The 22,345-nt window shown below is 72.7% G+C and carries 18 protein-coding genes; 15 read left to right on the top strand and 3 right to left on the bottom strand.

Annotated elements, in window-relative coordinates; genetic code table 11:
* The first annotated feature begins 27 nt into the window (after positions 1-27).
* On the top strand, positions 28-2,409 hold the full coding sequence (locus tag D7I47_RS03975) for an ATP-dependent helicase (RefSeq protein ID WP_120761847.1): 2,382 nt from the start codon (positions 28-30) through the stop codon (positions 2,407-2,409).
* An 11-nt stretch (positions 2,410-2,420) separates the two neighbouring features.
* On the opposite strand, the gene D7I47_RS03970 is transcribed toward D7I47_RS03975, so the two are convergent.
* A complete protein-coding gene (locus D7I47_RS03970) occupies positions 2,421-3,692 on the bottom strand; it encodes an MFS transporter (RefSeq protein ID WP_120761846.1) in 1,272 nt (423 codons plus the stop codon).
* A 105-nt stretch (positions 3,693-3,797) separates the two neighbouring features.
* On the opposite strand from D7I47_RS03970, the gene D7I47_RS03965 reads away from it, so the two are divergent.
* From D7I47_RS03965 to D7I47_RS03955, 3 genes are read left to right on the top strand one after another with little or no spacing between them, the layout of a single operon-like run.
* The gene (locus tag D7I47_RS03965) at positions 3,798-4,397 is read left to right on the top strand and encodes a TetR/AcrR family transcriptional regulator (protein WP_120761845.1); all 600 of its coding nucleotides are present in this window, start codon (positions 3,798-3,800) and stop codon (positions 4,395-4,397) included.
* On the top strand, positions 4,394-5,596 hold the full coding sequence (locus tag D7I47_RS03960; RefSeq protein WP_120761844.1) for an MFS transporter: 1,203 nt from the start codon (positions 4,394-4,396) through the stop codon (positions 5,594-5,596). The genes D7I47_RS03965 and D7I47_RS03960 overlap by 4 nt, the downstream gene beginning before the upstream one ends.
* 34 nt (positions 5,597-5,630) lie before the next feature.
* Positions 5,631-7,025, top strand: coding sequence for a GH1 family beta-glucosidase (locus D7I47_RS03955; RefSeq protein ID WP_120761843.1), 1,395 nt, complete (start codon positions 5,631-5,633; stop codon positions 7,023-7,025).
* Here the strand turns inward: D7I47_RS03955 and D7I47_RS03950 are convergent.
* Positions 6,993-7,721, bottom strand: coding sequence for an oxygenase MpaB family protein (locus tag D7I47_RS03950; RefSeq protein ID WP_157981624.1), 729 nt, complete (start codon positions 7,719-7,721; stop codon positions 6,993-6,995). The genes D7I47_RS03955 and D7I47_RS03950 overlap by 33 nt on opposite strands.
* A gap of 194 nt (positions 7,722-7,915) precedes the next feature.
* Here D7I47_RS03950 and sucC point away from each other — a divergent pair, with 194 nt between their 5' ends.
* Genes sucC through D7I47_RS03930 form a run of 4 tightly spaced genes read left to right on the top strand, consistent with a single transcriptional unit; the run spans position 7,916 to position 12,969 of the window.
* Positions 7,916-9,082: an ADP-forming succinate--CoA ligase subunit beta gene (gene sucC, locus D7I47_RS03945; RefSeq protein ID WP_120761841.1), complete on the top strand. Its 1,167-nt coding sequence runs from the start codon at positions 7,916-7,918 to the stop codon at positions 9,080-9,082.
* A gap of 12 nt (positions 9,083-9,094) precedes the next feature.
* Positions 9,095-9,988, top strand: coding sequence for a succinate--CoA ligase subunit alpha (gene sucD / locus D7I47_RS03940; protein WP_120761840.1), 894 nt, complete (start codon positions 9,095-9,097; stop codon positions 9,986-9,988).
* Between the two features lies 1 nt (position 9,989).
* Entirely contained in the window at positions 9,990-11,390 is a 1,401-nt protein-coding gene (locus D7I47_RS03935) for a serine hydrolase domain-containing protein (protein ID WP_120761839.1), read from the top strand.
* 4 nt (positions 11,391-11,394) lie between these two features.
* Positions 11,395-12,969 (top strand): alpha/beta hydrolase, encoded by a 1,575-nt coding sequence (locus tag D7I47_RS03930; protein WP_120761838.1) that lies wholly within the window; start codon positions 11,395-11,397, stop codon positions 12,967-12,969.
* A 5-nt stretch (positions 12,970-12,974) separates the two neighbouring features.
* Here D7I47_RS03930 and D7I47_RS03925 read toward each other — a convergent pair whose 3' ends face one another.
* On the bottom strand, positions 12,975-13,742 hold the full coding sequence (locus D7I47_RS03925; RefSeq protein ID WP_120761837.1) for an IclR family transcriptional regulator: 768 nt from the start codon (positions 13,740-13,742) through the stop codon (positions 12,975-12,977).
* Between the two features lie 148 nt (positions 13,743-13,890).
* Here D7I47_RS03925 and D7I47_RS03920 point away from each other — a divergent pair, with 148 nt between their 5' ends.
* The 7 genes from D7I47_RS03920 to purH are packed head-to-tail and all read left to right on the top strand — an operon-like array spanning position 13,891 to position 22,291.
* A complete protein-coding gene (locus D7I47_RS03920) occupies positions 13,891-14,637 on the top strand; it encodes an MIP/aquaporin family protein (RefSeq protein WP_120761836.1) in 747 nt (248 codons plus the stop codon).
* The gene (gene dhaK / locus D7I47_RS03915) at positions 14,634-15,629 is read left to right on the top strand and encodes a dihydroxyacetone kinase subunit DhaK (protein ID WP_120761835.1); all 996 of its coding nucleotides are present in this window, start codon (positions 14,634-14,636) and stop codon (positions 15,627-15,629) included. The genes D7I47_RS03920 and dhaK overlap by 4 nt, the downstream gene beginning before the upstream one ends.
* 32 nt (positions 15,630-15,661) lie before the next feature.
* Complete coding sequence (gene dhaL / locus D7I47_RS03910; protein WP_120761834.1) at positions 15,662-16,306, top strand: dihydroxyacetone kinase subunit DhaL; 645 nt, start codon at positions 15,662-15,664, stop codon at positions 16,304-16,306.
* Position 16,307: 1 nt separating this feature from the next.
* The gene (ptsP, locus tag D7I47_RS03905; protein ID WP_120761833.1) at positions 16,308-18,815 is read left to right on the top strand and encodes a phosphoenolpyruvate--protein phosphotransferase; all 2,508 of its coding nucleotides are present in this window, start codon (positions 16,308-16,310) and stop codon (positions 18,813-18,815) included.
* A 9-nt stretch (positions 18,816-18,824) separates the two neighbouring features.
* Positions 18,825-20,060 carry a cell division protein PerM gene (locus D7I47_RS03900; protein ID WP_120761832.1) on the top strand — a complete coding sequence of 412 codons (1,236 nt, stop codon included), beginning with the start codon at positions 18,825-18,827 and terminating at the stop codon, positions 20,058-20,060.
* Between the two features lie 9 nt (positions 20,061-20,069).
* On the top strand, positions 20,070-20,660 hold the full coding sequence (gene purN / locus D7I47_RS03895; protein WP_120761831.1) for a phosphoribosylglycinamide formyltransferase: 591 nt from the start codon (positions 20,070-20,072) through the stop codon (positions 20,658-20,660).
* Positions 20,657-22,291 carry a bifunctional phosphoribosylaminoimidazolecarboxamide formyltransferase/IMP cyclohydrolase gene (gene purH / locus D7I47_RS03890; RefSeq protein ID WP_120761830.1) on the top strand — a complete coding sequence of 545 codons (1,635 nt, stop codon included), beginning with the start codon at positions 20,657-20,659 and terminating at the stop codon, positions 22,289-22,291. The genes purN and purH overlap by 4 nt, the downstream gene beginning before the upstream one ends.
* Positions 22,292-22,345 lie beyond the last annotated feature (54 nt).

Below are 22,345 nucleotides of genomic sequence, written 5' to 3'. Positions count from 1 at the left end.
GGCGGGTCGACCTAGACTGGGGCGGCCATGACCTTCCTCCTCGACGGATTCGACAGCGATCCGGGTGACCCCGCCGCGTCCGCGCCCGCCGTCGACGAAGCGCTGCTGGCCGGCCTCAACCCGCAGCAGCGCGAGGCGGTGCAGTACCGGGGCCCCGCCCTGCTGATCGTCGCGGGCGCCGGCTCGGGCAAGACGAGCGTGCTCACCCGCCGGATCGCGAGTCTCATCGCGGGCCGCGAGGCGTGGCCGAGTCAGATCCTCGCCATCACCTTCACCAACAAGGCGGCCGCCGAGATGCGCGAGCGCGTGCAGCAGCTCGTGGGCGGCGCCGCCGACGGCATGTGGATCTCGACCTTCCACTCGGCGTGCGTGCGCATCCTGCGTCGGCAGGCGGAGGTCATGGGGCTGAAGTCGGCGTTCACGATCTACGACTCCGCCGACTCGCGCGCCCTGCTCAAGCGCATCATCAAGGAGCTCGAGGTCGACACCCTCGGGCTCACGGTGCCGAGCGTGGCGGGCCGCATCTCGAAGCTCAAGAACGAGCTCACCGACGTCGACACCTTCGCGCGGCAGGCGAACGCCGACGACCCGGCCGAGGTCGCCTTCCTCGAGGTGTTCCGCCGCTACACCGAGGGACTGCGCCGCGCCAACGCCCTCGACTTCGACGACCTCATCGCCGAGACGGTGCACCTGTTCCGGGCCTTCCCCGAGGTGGCCGCGCTTTACCAGCGCCGCTTCCGGCATGTGCTCGTCGACGAGTACCAGGACACCAACCACGCCCAGTACGCGCTCGTGCGCGAGCTCACCCGGCCCATCAAGCCCGAGCACGTCCCCGACGACACGCGGATGCGCGTGGACGCCACGGGCGGCATCCCGGGCGCCTCGCTCACCGTCGTGGGCGACTCCGACCAGTCGATCTACGCCTTCCGCGGCGCCGACATCCGCAACATCGTCGAGTTCGAGCGCGACTTCCCCGAGGCGAAGGTGATCCTGCTCGAGCAGAACTACCGCTCGACGCAGAACATCCTCGACGCGGCGAACGCCGTCATCGCGCAGAACTTCGACCGGCAGTCGAAGAACCTGTTCACGACGGTCGGCTCGGGCGAGCGCATCACGGGCTTCACGGGCTACTCGGCCTACGACGAGGCGCAGTTCGTGGCCGACGAGATCCAGAAGCTGCACGAGGCGGGGGCCGCCTACAAGGACATGGCCGTGTTCTTCCGCGTCAACTCGCAGACGAGGGCGCTGGAGGACATCCTCATCCGCGCGGCCATCCCGTATCGCATCGCGGGCGGCACCAAGTTCTACGAGCGCGCCGAGATCAAGGACGCGATGGCGTACCTGATCCAGGTGGCGAACCCGGCCGACGACCTGGCCCTGCGGCGCATCATGAACACCCCCAAGCGCGGCATAGGCCCCGCGACCGAGGCGGCGCTGCAGGCGCACGCCGACCGGCTCGGGATGCCGTTGCGCGAGTCGCTGCGGGAGGCCGATCAGCTCGGGCTCGGCCCGAAGGTGACGAAGGCGATCCTCGACCTCGGCCAGGTGCTCGACGAGGTGGAGGCGATGGTGCCCACCTCGCCGCCCGCCGACGTGCTCACCGAGCTGCTCGTGCGCACGGGGTACGTGGACGCGTTGCGCGCGACGCGCGACCCGCAGGACGAGGTGCGCGCGGAGAACGTCGAGGAGCTCCTGTCGTTCACGAAGGAGTTCGCGAAGCGCAACCCCGAGGGGCGGCTCGTCGACTTCCTCACCGAAGTGGCGCTCGTCGCGGCCGCCGACGAGATCGACGACGCCTCGGGCACCGTGACCCTCATGACGCTGCACACCGCGAAGGGCCTCGAGTACGACACGGTGTTCCTCACGGGCATCGAGGAGGACCTGCTGCCGCACCGCATCTCGGCGGGCGAGCCGGGCGGCGTCGCGGAGGAGCGGCGGCTGTTCTACGTCGGCATCACGCGCGCGAAGAAGCGCCTCTACCTCTCGCTCGCGATGACGCGCTCGCAGTTCGGCGACACCTCCGTCGCGATGCCGAGCCGCTTCCTGCAGGACGTTCCCGCGCACCTCATCGACTGGCGGCAGTCGCCCGGCATGGCGAACTCGTACGGCGGCAGCCGCTCGCGCGCGCTCAACGCGGGGCGGCCCCGGCAGAGCTTCAGCTACTCCACCTCCCTGCCGCCCGCGCCCGCGCGCGAGAAGCGCGAGTGGACGAGCGCCGTCACGGGGGCGGTGCGCGACAACGGCGACCTGACCCTGGCCCCCGGCGACCGCATCCGGCACACCGACTTCGGCGAGGGGCGCGTCGTGGATGTCACGGGCCAGGCCCCGAAGGCGGTCGCCGAGGTGCAGTTCGACACCGCGGGCCGCAAACGCCTGCTCGTCAAGATCGCGCCGATCGAGAAGCTGTAGGCGCCTGCCGCTCAGTTCTCGCCGAGGGCCTCGGGTTCGCTCGGCTCGACGGGGGCCGTGTGGCGGGTCTCCATCCGGCGTCGCCGCACGAGCACGAGGGCGAGCAGCACGGCCGCGGATGCCAGCAGCAGCGCGGCGTCGATGCCGACCGCCCAGGTGACACCGAGCCAGGAGCCGAGCGCGCCGATGAGGATGCCGGAGCCGACCCGTGAGCCGTTCGACGCCATGGCCGAGGCCCCGAGGAAGCGGCCCCGGCGGTCGGGCGGCGCCTCGAGCTGCACGATCGCCTGCGAGGTCGACGAGGAGGTGAGGTTCGCCATCCCCGCGACCACGAGCACGACGAGGCTGAGCGCGAAGCTCCGCGAGATCGCGAAGACGACGAGCGCGGCGGCGAAGACGATCGTCGCCGTGATGGCGAGCCGGACGCTGACCCGGATGCGCCCGATCGCCTCGAGCCCGATGCCGGCGGCGACGGCGCCGGTGGCCATCGCGACGAGCAGCAGGCCGTAGGCGAGCCCGGACGCCTCGAGGCCGAGCAGCTGGCCGAACTCGGGCAGCAGGGTGACGACCGCCGAGCCGATGAACAGCCCGACGAGCGCCTGCAGCACCATGACCGCGAGGATCGGCGGGTGGCGGGGCACCTCGCGCAGCACCCCGAGCACGTCGCGGAAGCGTGCCGCGGCGGGGCGATCGCTCACCCGGCTGTGGCCGTCGTAGGGCACGAGCAGCAGGTAGATCACGAACGGCAGGTAGAGCAGAACGTTGATCGCCATGCCCCACGCCGCCCCGACGGTGAACAGCAGCGCCGCACCGATCGCGGGGCCGACGAGCATGCCGAGGTTGAGCCCCGTCGCCATGAGGCGTACGGCGCTCGGGAGCTCCTTCGGGCCCACGATGTCGTAGAGCATGAGCTGGTCCGCGGGGCCCCAGAAGGTGCCCGCGAGGCCGTGCAGGATGAGCAGCACGACGCAGTGCCAGGGCTCGAGGGTGTTCGTCGCGATGAGCACCGCCCAGCCGGCGGAGGCGAGCATGAAGCAGGCGGCGCCGAGCTGGATGAGGCGGCGGCAGTCGAAGCGGTCGGCGAGCGCGCCGAAGGGGATCGCGAACAGCAGCTGCGGCACCCAGTGGCTGATGACGGCGAAGCCGGCGAGCACGGGCGACTCGAAGAGCTGCCACATGACGAAGTAGGTGATCGCGTGCTCGACGTGGTCGGCGCCCATCATGAGCGAGCCGCCCGCGAGGTAGCCCTTGTACCAGGGGGCTCGGAGGGCGGCGAATCTCACCCGCCGAGGCTACCCGGGCCTTGTGCTCCGCGAGCGCATGCGTCATCCTGGACGCAGTTTTGGACAATCGTCCAAAACTCGCGCACGACCCGACGATGAGGTGCGATGAACCGCCGCATGAGCTACGAGGACCGCCGCCAGGCGCTCGTCCAGGCCGCGATCCGCGTGATCGCCCGAGGCGGGGTGCCCGCCGCCACCACCCGCGCGATCGTCGCCGAGGCGAGGATGCCGCTCGGCGCCTTCCACTACGTGTTCGCCTCGCGCGACGAGCTGCTCTCCGAGGTGGTGCGCACCATCACCGACGGCGAGCGCATCGCCGCCGAGCTGGCCCTCCCCGCGGGCGTGCCCGTGCAGGATGCCGTCGAGGCGGCCCTCGTCTCCTACCTCGAGCTGCTCATCGCCGACCCCGACCGCGAGCTCGCGCTCACCGAGCTGAGCCTCCACGGGCTGCGCCACGACCCCGCGCTCGCCCGGCGGCAGCACGAGCTCTACTTCCTCGAGATGGAGGCGGTGCTCGGCCAGCTCGCCGAGCGGTGCGGTGTGCGCTGGAGCGAGCCGCTGCCCGAGCTCGCGCGGCGGCTCATCGTCGTCACCGAGGGGCTCACCGGCACCTGGCTCGCCGACCGCGACACGGATGCCGCGCGCGCCGTCATCCGCTCGGTGGCGTCCTGGGTCGCCGGCTCCGCCGAACGGGTCGCCGCATGATCCGCCGCAGCTGGCTCGTCGCGCTGCTGCTCGCCACGGGCGGTGTGTTCGCGGGCTGGTTCGGGCCGATCCAGATCCTGCTGCCCGCGCAGTCCGCCGCGATCGCGGGGGCGGACGGCAAGGAGGCGCTGCTCGCGCTCGTGACCGGCATCGGCGCGGTCGCCTCGCTCGTCGCCAACCCGTTGTGGGGCCTGCTCTCCGACCGGCTCTCGGTGAACGGGCCGCGTCGGCGCCCCGTGCTCGTCGCGGGCGCCGTCATCGGCGTCGTGGGCCTCGCGGTGCTCGCCGTCGCGCCGGACGCCGGCTGGATGATCGCGGGCTGGGTGCTCGTGCAGGTGGGTCTCAACGGACCCTTCGCCGCGCTGCTCGCGATGATCGCCGACCGGGTGCCCGAGGAGCGCCGCGGCCTCGTCGGCTCGTTGTTCGGCATCGCCCAGCTCGCGGGCGTCGTGCTCGGCACGGCGACCGCCGTCGCCCTCGACGAGGGAGCGCTCGGCTACGTCGCGCTCGCCGTGGCGGTGCCGCTGCTCGGCGCGGCGATCGTCGTACTGCCCGAGCCGCGCGAGGCGGTCGCGGGCGCGGATGCCGCAGCCGGTGCCGCGTCCGGGCTCCGCGGGGTGCTCGCGGCGCTGCGCCCCACCGCCGACTTCGCGTGGGCGTGGCTGCTGCGCCTGCTGCTCAACCTCGTCAACGCGCTCGTGCTCGTCTACCTGTACTTCTACCTGCTCGACGGCGTCGGGGTCGACGACCCGGGCACCTGGGTGCTCGTGCTCACGCTCGTCAACGTCGTCGTCACGGGCGTCGGGGCGGGTGTCGGCGGCGCCTGGTCGGATCGCCTCGCGCGTCGCAAGGTCTTCGTGGTGTTCGCGGGGGTCACCCTCGCGGCGGGCGCCGTGGTGTTCGCCGTGCTGCCCGTGCTGCCCGCCGTCATCGCGGCGACCGTGCTCATCGGCGTGGGCTGGGGGCTCTTCGTGAGCGTCGACGTCGCCATCATCACGCGCGTGCTGCCGAGCGGACGCTCGACCGGCAGCATGCTCGGCGTCGCCAACATCGCCTCCGCTCTGCCGCAGGCGCTCGCGCCCGTCGTCGCAGCGCCGATCGTGACGGGCGCCGGCGGCTACCTCGCGCTGTACCTCGTCACGGCGGCGGTCGCGCTGCTGGCCCTGCTCTGCCTGCCGCGTCTGCGCGGCGTTCGCTGACCCCCGATCCGCCCACGAATCATCGAGAGAAGCCATGAACCAGCTCCCCGCCCTGCCGCCCGGATTCCGTTTCGGCGCCGCGACCGCCTCGTACCAGATCGAGGGGGCCGTCACCGAGGACGGCCGCGGCCCCTCCATCTGGGACGTCTTCAGCCACGAACCGGGTCGCACCCGCGAGGGCGAGACGGGCGACGTGGCGATCGACCACTACCACCGCTGGGAGGGCGACCTCGACCTGCTCGCCGAGCTCGGCATCCACGACTACCGCTTCTCGATCTCGTGGTCGCGCATCCTTCCGGAGGGCACCGGTGCGGTCAACGAGGCGGGGCTCGCGTTCTACGAACGGCTCGTCGACGGCCTGCTCGCGCGCGGCATCCGTCCCGTGCCCACCCTCTACCACTGGGACCTGCCGCAGACGATCGAGGAGCGCGGCGGCTGGATGGTGCGGGACACCGCCGAGGCGCTCGCCGACTACGTCTCGGTCGTCGCCGGGCGGCTCGGCGACCGGGTGCGCGACTGGATCACGCTCAACGAGATGAGCGTGCAGGTGCTGTACGGCTACGCGCTCGACTCGCACGCGCCCGGCCGCGGCCTCGGCTTCGGGGCGCTGCCGGCGGCGCACCACCAGCTGCTCGCGCACGGCCTCGCGGTGGGGCGGCTGCGCGCGGCGGGCGCCGAGCGCGTGGGGGTGGCGCAGCAGCATCCGCTCATCGTGCCGGCCTCGGATGCCGAGGAGGACCTCGTGGCGGCGGGCACCTTCCACGCCATCACCAACCGGTTGTTCTCGCAGCCGATCCTCGCGGGCAGCTACCCGGAGGAGCTGCGGCCGCTGCTGCCGATCGACGACGCGCAGCTCGCCGCCGACCTCGCGGTGATCTCGGCGCCGCTCGACTTCTACGGCGTGAACTACTACGAGCCGGTGCGGATCGCGGCCCCGCGCCCCGACCTCGACACCGCCGGGGCGATCGAGGTCGAGCTCCCGGAGGGGATGCCGTTCGCGCCCGTGCCGTACCCGTCCGAGGAGCGCACCGACTTCGGCTGGGCGATCGTGCCGGAGGGGCTCACGGGCGTGCTGACCGAGCTGCGCGCGAGCTACCCCGAGCTGCCGCCCGTCGTCATCACCGAGAACGGGGCGTCGTTCCACGACGTGCCGGAGGCCGACGGCGCCGTGCGCGACCCGCGTCGCGTCGCGTTCCTCGACGCGCACCTGCGGGCGGTCGCGGATGCGGTGGCCGCGGGCGTCGACGTGCAGGGCTACTACGTGTGGAGCGCCTTCGACAACTTCGAGTGGGCGGCGGGCTATGCCGAGCGCTTCGGCCTCGTCTACGTCGACTACGCGACGCAGGCCCGCACCCCGAAGGACTCGTTCCGCTGGTACCGCGACGTCATCGCCGCCTCACCCGCGGGGGAGGAGCAGGCGCGAGGGTAGGCGCCGGATCCGGCGGGGCGTGAGGCGGGCGAGCGCGCGCGCGAGCGCGAGGGCGGCGCGCTCGCGGCGGGGGCGGCGCGGGAGGCCGTAGGCGTCGCGGATCGCCTCCGGCAGCAGGGCGGCCGTCGTGAGCCGCGCGAGCGGCAGCACGGCGCGCACCCACGCGGGCACGGTGCCGCGCGCGGGGTGCAGGATGCCGTGGGCCACCGCGCGCGCCTCCTCGCCCACGGCGAGCGTCGGCAGCATCCGCTCCCAGTACGCCGCGAAGTCGGCGCGCGTCGCGGGCCACATCCCCTCCGGCACCTGCAGGCTCGTGCCGAAGCGGCCCGAGACCGTGTAGACCTCGTCGGCCACGGCATCCGGCAGCGGGCGGAACAGCACCTCGTGCACCTGCATCCCGACGCCGTAGAGCGTCGCCGCGACCCACAGCTGCGGCTCGGGGTCGACGGCGCCCGGGATGCCGCGGTGCGCGCGGTCGACGGCGCGCGCCGCCGCCTCCGCGACCTCCGGCGTGCCGAGGCCGATCGCGTACACGTAGCCGAGCGTGTGCCGCAGCCGCCGCATCGGATCGCTCGCGAACCGCGAGTGCCCCGCGACCGCGCGGGCCACCGTCGGATGCGCGAGCTGCAGCAGCAGGGCCGCCCCGCCGCCGAGCACGAGCGAGCCCTCGGCGAGGTAGTCGTCGGCGGTGCTCACCACCCCATCCTTGCTCTTCGTTCGGGAGGACGACACGCCGTGCTGGGGCGGTGTCGGGCCGCCGAGGCGGCGTGTCGTCCTCCCGAACGAAGCAGGTAGAGTGGCAGACGGCCAACTATCTCGACATCGAACTATCTCGGCGTCGAGAGAGTTCCGGCCCCTCCATCCCCGACGCACTGGAAGAAGCGACAAGCGTGGATCTCTACGAGTACCAGGCCCGCGACATGTTCGAGAAGCACGGGGTCCCCGTGCTCGCAGGCATCGTCGCCGACACCCCCGCCGAGGCGCGCGCCGCGGCCGAGAAGCTCGGCGGCGTGACCGTCGTCAAGGCGCAGGTGAAGACCGGAGGCCGCGGCAAGGCCGGCGGCGTCAAGGTTGCGAAGACCCCGGACGACGCGGAGGCGGCCGCCGAGGCGATCCTCGGCCTCGACATCAAGGGCCACGTCGTGAAGCGCCTCATGGTGGCGGCGGGCGCCGACATCGCGCAGGAGTACTACTTCTCGGTGCTGCTCGACCGGTCGAACCGCTCGTACCTGAGCCTCGCCTCCTACGAGGGCGGCATGGAGATCGAGCAGCTCGCCGAGGAGCGCCCCGAGGCGCTCGCACGCATCGAGGTCGACCCGCTCGACGGCATCACCCTCGAGAAGGCGAAGGAGATCGCGGTCGCCGCGAAGTTCCCCGCCGAGCTCGTCGACAAGGTCGCCCCCGTCTTCGTGAAGCTCTACGAGGTCTACACCTCGGAGGACGCGACCCTCGTCGAGGTGAACCCGCTCGTGCTGACCGGCGCTGGCGACATCGTCGCCCTCGACGGCAAGATCTCGCTCGACGACAACGCGAGCGAGGTGCGCCACCACGAGCACGAGGCCCTCGAGGACAAGGGCGCCGCCGACCCGCTCGAGGCGAAGGCGAAGGCCGCGGGCCTCAACTACGTGAAGCTCGACGGCGAGGTCGGCATCATCGGCAACGGCGCGGGGCTCGTCATGAGCACCCTGGATGTCGTGGCCTACGCCGGCGAGAACCACGGCGGCGTGAAGCCCGCCAACTTCCTCGACATCGGCGGCGGCGCATCCGCGGAGGTCATGGCGGCGGGCCTCGACGTCATCCTCGGCGACCCGCAGGTCAAGAGCGTGTTCGTGAACGTCTTCGGCGGCATCACCTCGTGCGTCGCGGTCGCGAACGGCATCGTGAAGGCCCTCGAGATCCTCGGCGACGCGGCCACCAAGCCGCTCGTGGTGCGCCTCGACGGCAACCAGGTGGAGGAGGGCCGTGCGATCCTCGCGGCCGCGAACCACCCGCTCGTGACGATCGCCACCGGCATGGACGAAGGCGCCGACAAGGCCGCCGAGCTGGCCTCCAAGTAAGGACTGAACAGAATGTCGATCTTCCTCACCAAGGACTCCAAGGTCATCGTCCAGGGCATCACGGGCGGCGAGGGCACCAAGCACACCGCGCTCATGCTCAAGGCGGGCACCCAGGTCGTGGGCGGCGTGAACGCCCGCAAGGCGGGCACCACGGTCGAGCACGACGGCGGGGTCACCCTGCCCGTGTTCGGCACGGTCGCCGAGGCCATCGAGAAGACGGGCGCGGATGTGTCGATCGCCTTCGTGCCCCCGGCCTTCACCAAGGACGCGATGATCGAGGCCATCGATGCCGAGATCCCGCTGCTCGTGGTCATCACCGAGGGCGTGCCCGTGCAGGACACCGCCGAGGCGTGGGCGTACGCGAAGGCCAAGGGCAACAAGACCCGCATCATCGGGCCGAACTGCCCCGGCATCATCACCCCGGGTGAGGCGCTCGTGGGCATCACGCCCGCCAACATCACCGGCAAGGGCCCGGTCGGCCTCGTGTCGAAGTCGGGCACCCTGACCTACCAGATGATGTACGAGCTGCGCGACCTCGGCTTCTCGACCGCGATCGGCATCGGCGGCGACCCGATCATCGGCACGACCCACATCGACGCGCTCGCCGCGTTCGAGGCCGACCCCGAGACGAAGGCGATCGTCATGATCGGCGAGATCGGCGGCGACGCCGAGGAGCGCGCGGCCGCCTTCATCGCCGAGAACGTCACCAAGCCGGTCGTCGGCTACGTCGCGGGCTTCACCGCCCCCGAGGGCAAGACGATGGGCCACGCGGGTGCGATCGTGTCGGGCTCCGCGGGCACCGCGCAGGCGAAGAAGGAGGCCCTCGAGGCCGCCGGCGTGCGCGTCGGCAAGACCCCTTCCGAGACCGCCACCCTGCTCCGCGAGGTGCTCGCCTCGGCCTCGTGACATGAGCACCGCCGACCTGCCGCACTCGACGCCGTCCGCGGAGGGGGTGGATGCGCGCGGGATCGCGGCGCTGCTCGACGCGCTCGAGACCGACCCCGACATCCGCCCGCACGGGCTCGTGCTGCTGCGGCACGGCGCCGTCATCGCCGAGGGATGGTGGGCGCCCTACGCCGCCGACCGCGTGCAGCTGCTGTACTCGCTCAGCAAGAGCTTCACCTCGACCGCCGCGGGGTTCGCGCACGCCGAGGGGCTGTTCGAGCTCGACACCCCGGTGATCGACTACTTCCCCGAGTACGACGCCGAGGTGACCGACCCGCGGACGCGGCGCATGACGGTGCGGAACATCGCGTCGATGGCGAGCGGCCACGCCGAGGAGACGATCGACCGCGCCTCCCAGGCGGGCGGGGGCGACCTCGTGCGCGGCTTCCTGCTGACCCCTCCGGATGCGGAGCCCGGTACCCTCTTCGCCTACAACCAGCCGTGCACGTACACCCTCGCGGCGATCGTGCAGCGCGCCTCGGGGCAGAGCCTCATCGACTACCTGCGGCCGCGGCTGTTCGAGCCGCTCGGCATCCGCGAGGCCTCCTGGTTCGAGGAGCCCGCGGGGGTCGACCTCGGCTTCAGCGGCCTGCACGCCACGACGGATGCCGTGGCGCGGCTCGGTCAGCTCTACCTGCAGCGCGGGCGCTGGGGCGAGCAGCAGCTGCTCGACGCCGACTGGCTCGCCGAGGCGACGCGGGTGCAGGTCGCGAACCCCGGCGACTGGGGCCCGGACTGGAGCCAGGGCTACGGCCTGCAGTTCTGGATGTCGCGGCACGGCTACCGCGGCGACGGCGCCTACGGGCAGTTCTGCATCGTGCTGCCCGAGCACGACGCCGTGCTCGCGATCACCTCCGAGACCGAGCAGATGCAGCGCCTGCTCGACCACGTCTGGGCGCGGCTGCTGCCCGCGTTCGACGGCGAGCCGCATCCGGATGCGGACGCCGCGCTCGCCGAGCGCCTCGCCTCCGCCGCGCTGCCGGTGCCGCCCTCGGCGCCGCAGCCGGTCACGGCCGCCTCCGCCGTCTTCGCGGTCGCCTCGGCCGGTCGCGCGCCCGCCGGTATCCGCGAGGTGCGCCTGCGGTCGGAGGGGGACGGCTGGGTGCTCGGGCTCGTCGACAGGGCGGGCGAACTCGTCGTGCCCGTCGGCATCGGGGAGTGGGTCGAGTCGGCCCCGGACGGCGTGCCGATCGCCGCCGCGGGCGGCTGGGACGGCGACGGCTTCGCGGCCGAGGTGCTCTTCCTCGAGACACCGCACACGCTGCACCTCGCGTGCCGCGCCGACGGCACGGCGCAGCTGCGCTGGCTGACGACGCCGCTCCACCCCGACCGGCTGCGGGAGCTGCGGCACCCCGTAGGCTGAGCGCATGTCTTCCCGCACCCGTGCGCGCGGCCTGCGCGCCGCCACCGCGGTTCTCGCCGCGGCCGTCCTGCTCGCCGGCTGCACCGGGCTGCCGTTCCTCGGCGGAGGCGGCACGAAGGACGACGGGCGCCCCGGGCCCACGGGGGAGGACGTGCCGGCCGAGCTCGAGCAGTACTACACGCAGACCCCGTCGTGGAGCGGCTGCGGCGCGAGCGGCATCGACTGCACCGAGGTGACCGTGCCGCTCGACTGGGACGACCCGACGGGCGACACCATCCAGATCGCGATCGCCCGGCACAAGGCGAGCGGCACGCCCATCGGCTCGCTGCTCATCAACCCCGGCGGCCCCGGCGGCTCCGGCTACGACTTCGTGCACGACTCGGTCGACTACATCGTCACCTCCGACGTGCTCGACGACTACGACGTCATCGGCTTCGACCCCCGCGGGGTCAACCACTCCACGCCCGTCGAGTGCTACACCGACTCGGCCGACCAGGACGAGTGGCTGTACGGCACCTACTCCTCCGCGTACGGCACGCAGGGCTGGCTCGACGAGCTCACCGAGCGCGCCGCCGACTGGACGGCGGCCTGCGACGCCAACACGGGCGCGCTCATGGGCCACCTCGACGCGGCATCCGTCGCGCGCGACATGGACGTCATCCGCGCCGTGCTCGGCGACACCGAGCTGCACTACCTCGGCTACTCGTACGGCACCTACCTCGGCACGATGTACGCCGAGCTGTTCCCCGAGAAGGTGGGGCGGATGGTGCTCGACGGCGCCGTGGACCCCTCGGTCGGCGACCTCGACGCGCTCGCCACGCAGATGGCGGGTTTCGACTCGGGGCTGCGGGCGTACATGACCTGGTGCATCTCGAGCGGAGGCGACTGCCCGTTCTCGGGCGACGTCGACGCGGCGATGAAGTCGGTGCGGCAGATGCTCGACACGGTCGACGCGCGGCACTTCGTCGCCTCCGACGGTCGCGAGCTCGACTCGGCGACGGTCGCGACGGGCATCATCCTGACGCTCTACTCGGAGAGCTACTGGCCCGAGCTCTCGAACCTCTTCACGAGCCTGCGCAAGGGCGACGCCGACACCGTGTTCGTCTACGCCGACGCCTACAACGGGCGGGACGCGGGCGGCGGCTACTCCGACAACTCGATGGAGATCTACACGGCCGTCACCTGCAACGAGGGCGACCTCGCGACCGACGGCGTCTCGACGCTCGACGGGCTCGCCAAGATCGACGCGGCCGCACCCATCCTCGGCCGCTACGCCGCCTACGACGACTACGCGATGCTCGACGTGGTCTGCTCGAACTGGCCGTACCCGGTCGCCGAGCTGCCCACCACCTTCGACGCCCAGGGTGCGCCCCCGATCATGGTGATCGGCACGACGAACGACCCCGCGACCCCCTACGCGAACGCCGTGTCGCTCTCGAAGCAGCTCTCGAGCGGGTTCCTCGTGAGCTACGAGGGCGAGGGGCACACCATCTACGCGCAGGGTGTGGCGTGCGTCGACGACACGGTCGACGCCTACCTCCTGAAGGGGACGGTGCCGGCGTCGGACCCGATGTGCTGACGCGCTCAGTCCTCGTGGGTCGACACCCGCGGCGGCCAGGTGGTGGCGCCGAGCTCGCGTGAGATGTTGCGGGCGGTCTCGCGGAGGTCGTTGAGCACCCCGTCGACGGGCGGCCACTCGCTCGACGGCAGCACGACGGCGACGGCTGCGACCACCCCTCCGGATGCGTCGGCGACCGGTGCGGCGATCGACGACTCGCCGAGCACGGCCTCGTCCTCCTCCGTGGCGACGCCGCGTTCGGCGATCCCGGGGAAGGCGAGGGTGAGCTTGGCGGGGTCGGTGATGGTGTCGCCGGTGAGGCTGCGGAGGGCGACGCGCAGCACGGTGTCCTGGTACTCCTCGTCGTAGGCGAGCAGCACCTTGCCCATCGCGGAGGCGTGGGCGGGGATCGTCATGCCGGTCTCGAGCATCTGCTGGCTGCCGTCGGGGCGCCGGTTGTGGTGGATGACGAGCACCTCGTCGAAGAGCTCGACCCCGAGCCGGACGGCGAGCCCGGTGCGACGCGCGAGCTCGCGGGTCCAGCGCATGGCGCGTGCGCGCACGTCGAGGGTGTCGAGGTAGACGTTGCTGAGCTTCACGAGGGCGGGGCCGAGCATGTACCGGTTGCCGCCGCGCTCCTTGGCGACGAGCCCGTGCTCCGCGAGCGACTTGACGATCCCGTGCACGGTCGAGGGCGGCAGCTCGAGCATGGCGGAGAGCTCGGTGATGCCGAGGTGGCGGGCGCCTTGCAGGGATTGCAGCACTTTCGCCGCCCTGTCGATGGCCTGGATCACGTGTCACCCCCTCGTGGTCGTTCCATTATGGGGTCGGATGCACTTCGTGCTGGACCCTTGACATCCGGCGATTTCAGTACAATATTCGACATTGTCGAATGACGTTCCGTGATTCGATCAACTTCCCCCTATGTCCGAAGGAGTACATATGGATGAGAACCGCCTGTGGCAGAAGCTGGCTGCAGAGTTCCTCGGCACCGCGTTCCTCGTGTTCGTCGGCGTCGGATCCGTCCCCGCCCTCGCCCTCGCCCGAGGCGACGCCCCGTTCACCGGCGCGGAACTCGGATTCATCTCGCTGGCGTTCGGCACGGTCGTGGTCGTCACGGTCTACGTGTTCGGCTACATCTCCGGCAACCACATCAACCCGGCCGTCACCTTCGGCCTCGCCGCCACCGGCAAGTTCCCCTGGAAGCTCGTGCCCGCCTACGTGGTCGCCCAGGTGCTGGGAGCCATCGCCGGTTCGTTCATGATCGTCGGCGTGCTCGGTCAGGCGGCCAGCGAGCTGGGGCTCGGCGTCGCGTCGTTCTCCGCCGAGACGCCCATCCCGCAGGCGTTCTTCGCGGAGTTCGTCGGCACCTTCCTGCTGGTGTTCGCCGTGTTCGGGGTGATCTACCGCAAGGCCGCCCCCGGATGGGCCGGCCTCGCGATCGGCTTCGTCGTGTTCGCCGCCATCATCCCGGTGGCCCCCACGACCGGGGCATCCATCAACCCGGCACGCACCACCGGCCCGATGATCGTGCAGTCGATCCTCGGCGGCGAGGTGCAGTGGGAGCAGTACTGGGTCTACATCGTGGCCGAACTGCTGGGCGGCGTGCTCGCGGCGCTCGCGTTCGGGCTCATCGCGCACACCAGGGCCGACCGGGCCCCGGTGCAGAACGAGGAGGTCAAGGCGTGAAGAAGCTCATCAACGCACCGGAGGACGTGCTCATCGAGTCCCTCCGCGGTGTGGCGGCGGCCCACCCGGAACTGTCGGTCGACTTCGAGAACCGGGTCATCTACCGCGGGACTCCGAAGGCCGATGGCAAGGTGGCGCTCATCTCGGGCGGGGGATCGGGGCACGAGCCGCTGCACGGCGGATTCGTCGGCTACGGCATGCTCGACGCGGCGTGTGCGGGCGAGGTCTTCACCTCGCCGACCCCCGACCAGATGCAGGCGGCGACCCTCGCGGTGAACCGCGGCGGCGGCGTGCTCCACATCGTGAAGAACTACACGGGCGACGTGATGAACTTCGAGATGGCGGCCGAACTGGCGGCGGCCGACGGCGTCGAGGTCTCCACGATCGTCACCGACGACGACGTCGCCGTACAGGACTCCACCTGGACCGCGGGTCGCCGCGGTGTCGGCGTGACCGTGCTGCTGGAGAAGATCGTGGGTGCCGCGGCCGAGGAGGGCCGCGACCTGGCGAGCGTGCTCGCCATCGCCGAGAAGGTGAACGCCGGTGGTCGCTCGATGGGCATGGCGCTCACGAGCTGCACCGTTCCCGCCGCAGGCAAGCCGACCTTCGACCTGCCCGACGACCAGATGGAGATCGGCATCGGCATCCACGGCGAGCCGGGACGCCATCGCGTGCCGCTGGCGCCGGCGCGCGACATCGCCGCGCAACTCGTCGAACCGATCCTCGCCGACCTCGACTTCACCGGTGGACCGACCATCGTCATGCTGAACGGCATGGGCGGCTCGCCGCTGATCGAGCTGTACCTGATGTACGGCGAGGTCGCCCGCATCCTGGAGTCGTCGGGGGTGACCATCGCCCGCAACCTGGTGGGCGACTACATCACCTCCCTCGACATGGCCGGCTGCTCGCTCACGGTGCTCCAGGCCGACGACGAGCTGCTCGGGCTCTGGGACGCCCCCGTCAACACGCCGGGTCTGCGCTGGGGCCTGTAGCCCGGACCGATCCGCAGGAAGAGAATGACCGCATGAGCGACGACACCCTGACCATCGACCGCCTCGTCGAATGGCTCGCGGCCTTCCGCGACGCCGTCACCGAGCAGCGCGCCTGGCTGACCGAGCTCGACTCGGCGATCGGCGACGCGGATCACGGAGCGAACATGGCGCGCGGCATGGCCGCCGTCATGGACAAGCTCGACCAGGGGCATCCGGCGACCGTCGACGAGCTGTTCAAGTCGGTGGGGATGACGCTCGTCAGCTCGGTGGGGGGCGCGAGCGGCCCGCTCTACGGCACCTTCTTCCTCCGCATGGGCATGACCGCGGGCGCCGTCACCTCGTTCGACGGTGCGGCGCTCGCGGCGGCCCTGCGCGCGGGTCTCGACGGCATCGTCGCCCGCGGCAAGGCCGAGGCGGGCGACAAGACGATGTTCGACGCCGTGTCGCCGGCGGTCGACGCCCTCGACGCGGCGCTCGCATCCGGCGGATCGCTCGCGGAGGCGACGCGCGCGGCGGCGGATGCGGCGCTCGCCGGTCGTGACGCCACCGAGCCGCTCGTGGCCCGCAAGGGACGCGCCAGCTACCTGGGCGAGCGCAGCGCGGGTCACCTGGACCCGGGTGCGTCGTCGTCGGCCATCCTCTTCGAGACCCTCGCAGAGACCGTCTCCCGGACCTGACATGATCGGCATCGTCATCGTCTCGCACAGCGCAGCGCTGGCCGAGGCGGCGGTACAGCTCGCCCACCAGATGGTGCAGGGCGACCGTCCGCAGATCGTCACCGCGGCGGGGGCCGGCTCCGACGCCGACGGTGCGCCCATCCTCGGCACCGATGCGACGCGCGTCGCCGCAGCCGTCGACGAGCTCGCCGCGGACGGCGCCGAAGGCGTGCTGCTGCTGATGGACCTCGGCTCGGCGGTGCTGAGCTCCGAACTCGCGCTCGAGCTGCGCTCGAGCGACGTGCCCGTCCGGCTCGCGGCGGCCCCTTTCGTGGAGGGGCTGCTGGCGGCCACCGTCGCGGCGGCGGGGGGCGCGAGCCTCGACGCCGTCGCGGCGGAGGCCTCGTCCGCGCTCGCGGCGAAGGCGTCGCAGCTCGGCGACGCGGAGGCCCCCGCAGAGGCTCCGGCATCGACCGACGAGGACGCGATCGTGCGCCGTGTGACGTTGCGCAACCGTCTGGGCATCCACGCGCGCCCCGCCTCCGTGATCGCCGGGATCGTCGGTCCCGCCGATGCGCAGGTGACGGCGCGCCGGCTGCCGCACGGCGTACCCGTACAGGCCGGCAGCATGACGGGCCTCCTCTCGCTCGGTGCGGCGGGGGGCGACGAGGTCGAGTTCCGCGCCTCGGGCCCCGAGGCCGCCTCCGTGCTCGACGCGATCGACGGTCTCGTCGCCGACGGCTTCGGCGAGGACGACGCGGGGCCGCGGCCCGCCGCCGAGGCGGCGGTCGTGACCGACGTCGGGCCCGCATCCGTCGCCGACGGCCTGCTGCACGGTCGCGGGGTGAGCGGGGGGCTCGCCGCCGCCCCCGTGGTGCGGCTCGGAGCCCCCGTGCCGGAACCCGAGGCGGGCGCCCCCCTCGACGCGGGGGCGCGCGAGACCGAGGCGGCACGCATCGGCCCCGCCGCCTCCGCCGTCGCCGACGGCCTGCGCTCCCGCGCCCGACTCGCAGCCGGGGAGGCCGCGGCGATCCTCGAGGCGACCGCGCTCATCGCGCTCGACCCGGAGCTCGCCTCCACGGCGGAGACCTCCGTGCGCGAGCGCGGCCTCGACGCCGCCCGTGCCGTCTGGGAGGCGGCCGCCGGGTACGAGCAGCTGCTCGCCTCGCTCGGCGGGCGGATGGCCGAACGCGCCTCCGACATCCGCGACGTGCGCGACCGCATCGTCGCCACCCTGCAGGGCCTCGAGCCTCCCGGGATCCCGCAGCGCGACGATCCCTTCGTGCTCGTCGCACGCGACCTGGCACCGGCCGACACGGTGACGCTGTCGGGCAGCGGCTGTGTCGCGCTCGTCACCGAGCTCGGCGGGCCCACCTCGCACACGGCGATCATCGCCCGCGCCCTCGGGCTGCCGGCGGTCGTCGGCGCCGCGGGGGCGACGGGGCTCGCGGAGAGCTCGGTCGTGGTGGTCGACGGCTCGGCCGGCACGATCGACCCCCACCCGGATGCGGCGGAGCTCGAGCGCGCCCGGGCGCGCGTCGAGGTCGTCGCCTTCGACGGCGCGGGCGTCACCGCCGACGGCATCCGCATCCCCCTGCTCGCGAACGTCGGCAGCGCCGCCGACGCGGAGGCCGGTGCCGCCGCGCACGCGGAAGGGGTGGGGCTGTTCCGTACCGAGTTCTGCTTCCTCGACCGGCGGACGGCCCCCGGCGTCGACGAGCAGGAGCAGGCGTACGCCGCCGTGATCGCCCCCTTCGACGGCCGCAAGGTGGTCGTCCGCACACTCGACGCGGGCGCCGACAAGCCCCTGCCGTTCGCGAACGACGACGAGGAGGAGAATCCGGCGCTCGGGGTCCGGGGCCTGCGGGTGGCGCGGAGGAACCCGGCGCTGCTCGACGACCAGCTGGCCGCGCTCGCCCGCGCGACCACCGCATCCGCCGCCGAGATCCAGGTGATGGCTCCGATGGTGGCCACCGTCGACGAGGCCCGCTCCTTCGCCGAGCGATGCCGTGCCGCCGGACTGCCGACGGTCGGGGTGATGATCGAGACCCCGTCGGCTGCGCTGCTGGCGGCCGAGATCCTCGACGTCGTCGACTTCGTGAGCCTCGGCACCAACGACCTCACCCAGTACACGATGGCCGCCGACCGGCTGCTGTCCGAGCTCGGCGAGCTCGGCGACACCTGGCAGCCGGCCGTGCTGCGGCTCATCGGCGTCGTCGGCGCCGCGGGCGCGAAGGCAGGCAAGGCGGTCGGCGTGTGCGGCGAGGCCGGGGGCGACCCGGAGCTCGCGCCCGTGCTCGTCGGGCTCGGCGCCACCTCGCTGTCGATGTCGCCGCGGGCCCTCGGACCCGTCGCCGCGCGTCTCGCCCGGCTCACCCTCGCCGACTGCCGACGGGCCGCCGAGGCGGCCGCCGCGTCGGAGACGGCCGCGGCCGCCCGCGCCGCCGCCGCGGCCGTGCTCGCGGACGCGGAGGCCGCATCCCGCGGACGGCTGCGCGTCCGCCCGGGAGGCGACACGGGGGTGGCATAGGGTCGCTTCGTGACCCGGCGCCTCACCCTGCTCTTCGCGGCGTTCGAGGCGGCCCTCGTGCTCGCGATCGGCGTCGCGGTGCCGCTGCTCGTGGCGACCGTGCTGTGGGCGGCGCAGTTCGGCTTCGGCCCCGACTGGCTGGGGTTCTGGCGCGGTGCGGTCGACGTGTGGCTCATCGGACACGGGGTCGACGTGACCTTCGTGCTCGACGAGACGACGGCCGCGGCGATCGCGGCCCCCGCCGGCACGGTCGTGAAGGTCACGATCGCGGCGCTCGGCTTCGCCCTGCTGACGCTCGCGCTCGGCGTGCGCGCCGGCATCCGCATCGCCGAGACCGGCCACCGACGCCTCGGCTCCCTCACGAGCCTCGCCGTCTTCGCGGCGCTGTCCTTCCTCGTGACGTTCTCGGTGCTGCACCCCGACGCCCGCCCCTCGCTCTGGCAGGGCACCCTGCTGCCCCCGCTCGTCTACGGTGCGGGGCTGCTGCTCGGCGTGCTGCGGGAGAGCGCGGATGCCGCCCCCGGCTCCCACCGCGGGTTCGCCGCCCGCTTCGCGGCCGTCGACGCGCGCACCCGCGGGGTGCTGCGCGGCGGCCTCACCGCGGGTGCGGCGTCCGTCGCGCTCACCCTGCTCGTGAGCGCGATCGCCGCGACCGTCGTCGTGGTGGTCGGCTACGCGCAGGTGATCCGCATGTACGAGAGCCTGCACACGGAGGTGCTCGGCGGGGTCGTGCTGACGGCCGGTCAGCTCGCCTTCATCCCGAACGTCGTGATCTGGGCGGCCTCGTGGTTCGCGGGGCCCGGGTTCGCCCTCGGGCTCGGCTCGCAGGTGTCGCCGCTCGGCACGGCGGTCGGGCCGCTGCCCGCCATCCCGATCCTCGGGGCGCTGCCGAGCGGCGAGCTGTCGTTCGGCTTCGTGGGTCTCGTCGTGCCGGTCGTGGCGGGGTTCCTCGCGGGCGCGGCCGTGCGTCCGGGGGTGATCCGCGCCGGGGGCGACGGACCGCGGGCCGGCCGGCTCGCGCTCACGGCGCTGCTCGGCGCCCTCGTCGGCGGCCTGCTGCTCGGCCTGCTCGCCGCGGCATCCGCGGGTGGGCTCGGCCCCGGGCGGTTCTCGGTGATCGGACCGGACCCGCTCGCGGTGGGGCTGGCCGCCGCGGCCGAGTTCGCCGTGGGCATCGGACTGGGCATCGCGACGGGTGCCCTGCCGGGTCTCGCGGCACGGCTGGGCCGCCGCCGCGACCGGTAGGCTGGCCCGGTGCTCCGCCTCGTCGTCCTGATCTCCGGGGGCGGGTCGAACCTCCGCGCCCTCCTCGACGCCTCGCAGGACGCCGAGTTCCCGGCCCGCGTCGTCGCCGTCGGTGCCGACCGGCAGGCCGACGGTCTCGCCCACGCCGAGCACTACGGCATCCCGAGCTTCGTCGTGCCGTTCACCTCCTTCGACAGCCGCGAGGCCTGGGGCGACGAGCTGCTCGCCCAGCTGCGCGAGTGGCAACCGGATGTCGTGGTGCTGTCGGGCCTCATGCGGCTGCTGCCCGCGCAGGTGGTCGCCGAGTACGCGCCCGCCATCATCAACACCCACCCCGCCTACCTGCCCGAGTTCCCGGGCGCGCACGGGGTGCGCGACGCGCTCGCGGCGGGCGTCACCGAGACGGGGGCGAGCGTCATCGTCGTCGACGACGGCGTCGACTCCGGACCGATCCTGCACCAGCGCCGGGTGCCGGTCGAGCCGGGCGACACCGAGGCCACCCTCCACGAACGCATCAAGCCGGTCGAGCGCGAACTGCTCATCCAGACCGTGCTCGACCTCGCCAACGGCACCATCGACCTCAAGGAGTACCGCGCATGAGCGGCCCCGCCATCGACCCCTCCCTCTACCGCGCGCGCGACCGCGTCGCCATCCGCCGCGCCCTCGTCGCGGTCTCCGACAAGACCGGCCTCGTCGAGCTGGCGCGCGCCCTCGCCGACGCGGGCGTCGAGATCGTCTCCACGGGCGGCACCTCGAAGGCGATCGCGGATGCCGGCATCCCCGTCACCCAGATCGGCGAGCTCACCGGCTTCCCCGAGCACCTCGACGGGCGCGTGCGCACCCTGCACCCCAAGGTGCACTCGGGCCTGCTCGCCGACCTGCGCCTCGAAAGCCACGAGGCCGAGCTCGCCCACTTCGGCATCGAGCCCTTCGAGCTCGTCGTCGTCAACCTCTACCCCTTCGCCGAGACGGTCGCCTCCGGCGCCGCACCGGATGCCGTGATCGAGCAGATCGACATCGGCGGGCCGGCCATGGTGCGCGCCTCCGCGAAGAACCACGCCAACGTCGCGGTGGTGGTCTCGCCCGCCGCCTACGGCACCGTCGTCGAGGCGCTCGCGAGCGGTGGCACCACGCTCGAGCAGCGTCGTGAGCTTGCCCGCGACGCGTTCCGGCATACAGCCGACTACGACGCCGCGGTCGCCGCCTGGTTCGAGCAGCAGGTGCCTGGGCCGGACTGGACGGTTCAGGTGGGCGAGGGTGCCTCCTCGGCGGACGATCCGGGCGCCTTCGTCCCGACGCTCGAGGTGCATGCCGAGCTCGCTGCGACCCTGCGCTACGGCGAGAACTCCCACCAGCGCGCGGCCCTCTACGCCCACCCGCGCGGGGCGGGCATCGCCCAGGCGACGCAGCACGGCGGCAAGGAGATGTCGTACAATAACTACGTCGACGCGGATGCCGCGCTGCGCGCCGCCTACGACCACGACACCCCCGCGATCGCGATCATCAAGCACGCGAACCCGTGCGGTATCGCGACGGCCGACGACATCGCCACCGCTCACGCGCTCGCCCACGCCTGCGACCCGGTGTCGGCGTACGGCGGGGTGATCGCCGCCAACCGGGTGATCACGAAGGCCGCGGCCGAGTCGATCGCGCCCATCTTCACCGAGGTGGTCGTCGCTCCCGGCTTCGAGCCGGAGGCACTCGAGCTGCTGCAGGCGAAGAAGAACCTGCGCCTGCTCGAGCTGCCCGCCGAGTACGCTCCGCGGGTGCGAGGTCGTGCGGAGATCCGGCAGATCTCCGGAGGTCTGCTCGCCCAAGACCCCGACGCGCACTTCGCCGACCCCTCGAGCTGGACCCTCGCCGCGGGCGACGCCGCAGACGCCGCAACCCTCGCCGACCTGGAGTTCGCCTGGCGTGCCGTGCGCGCGGTCAAGTCGAACGGCATCCTGCTCGCCTCCGGCGGCGCCTCGGTCGGCGTCGGCATGGGGCAGGTCAACCGCGTCGACTCCTGCAAGCTCGCCGTCGAGCGGGCGGGGGAGCGGGCGGCCGGCTCGGTCGCCGCATCCGACGCCTTCTTCCCCTTCGACGACGGCCCCCGCATCCTGCTCGAGGCGGGCGTGAAGGCCATCGTGCAGCCGGGCGGCTCCATCCGCGACGCCGACGTCATCGCCGCGTGCGAGGAGTACGGCGTGACCCTCTACCTCACGGGCGAGCGCCACTTCTTCCACTGACGCCGACGTCGCCCCCGTCCCATTTTCGCAACTCAGGAGATTCCGCCCGCAGCC

It is taken from the genome of Protaetiibacter intestinalis, assembly GCF_003627075.1.
Taxonomy (GTDB): Bacteria; Actinomycetota; Actinomycetes; order Actinomycetales; family Microbacteriaceae; genus Homoserinibacter; species Homoserinibacter intestinalis.
The sequence above is the reverse complement of the archived record's forward strand: the minus strand, read 5'-3'. Positions and strand labels throughout refer to the sequence as shown.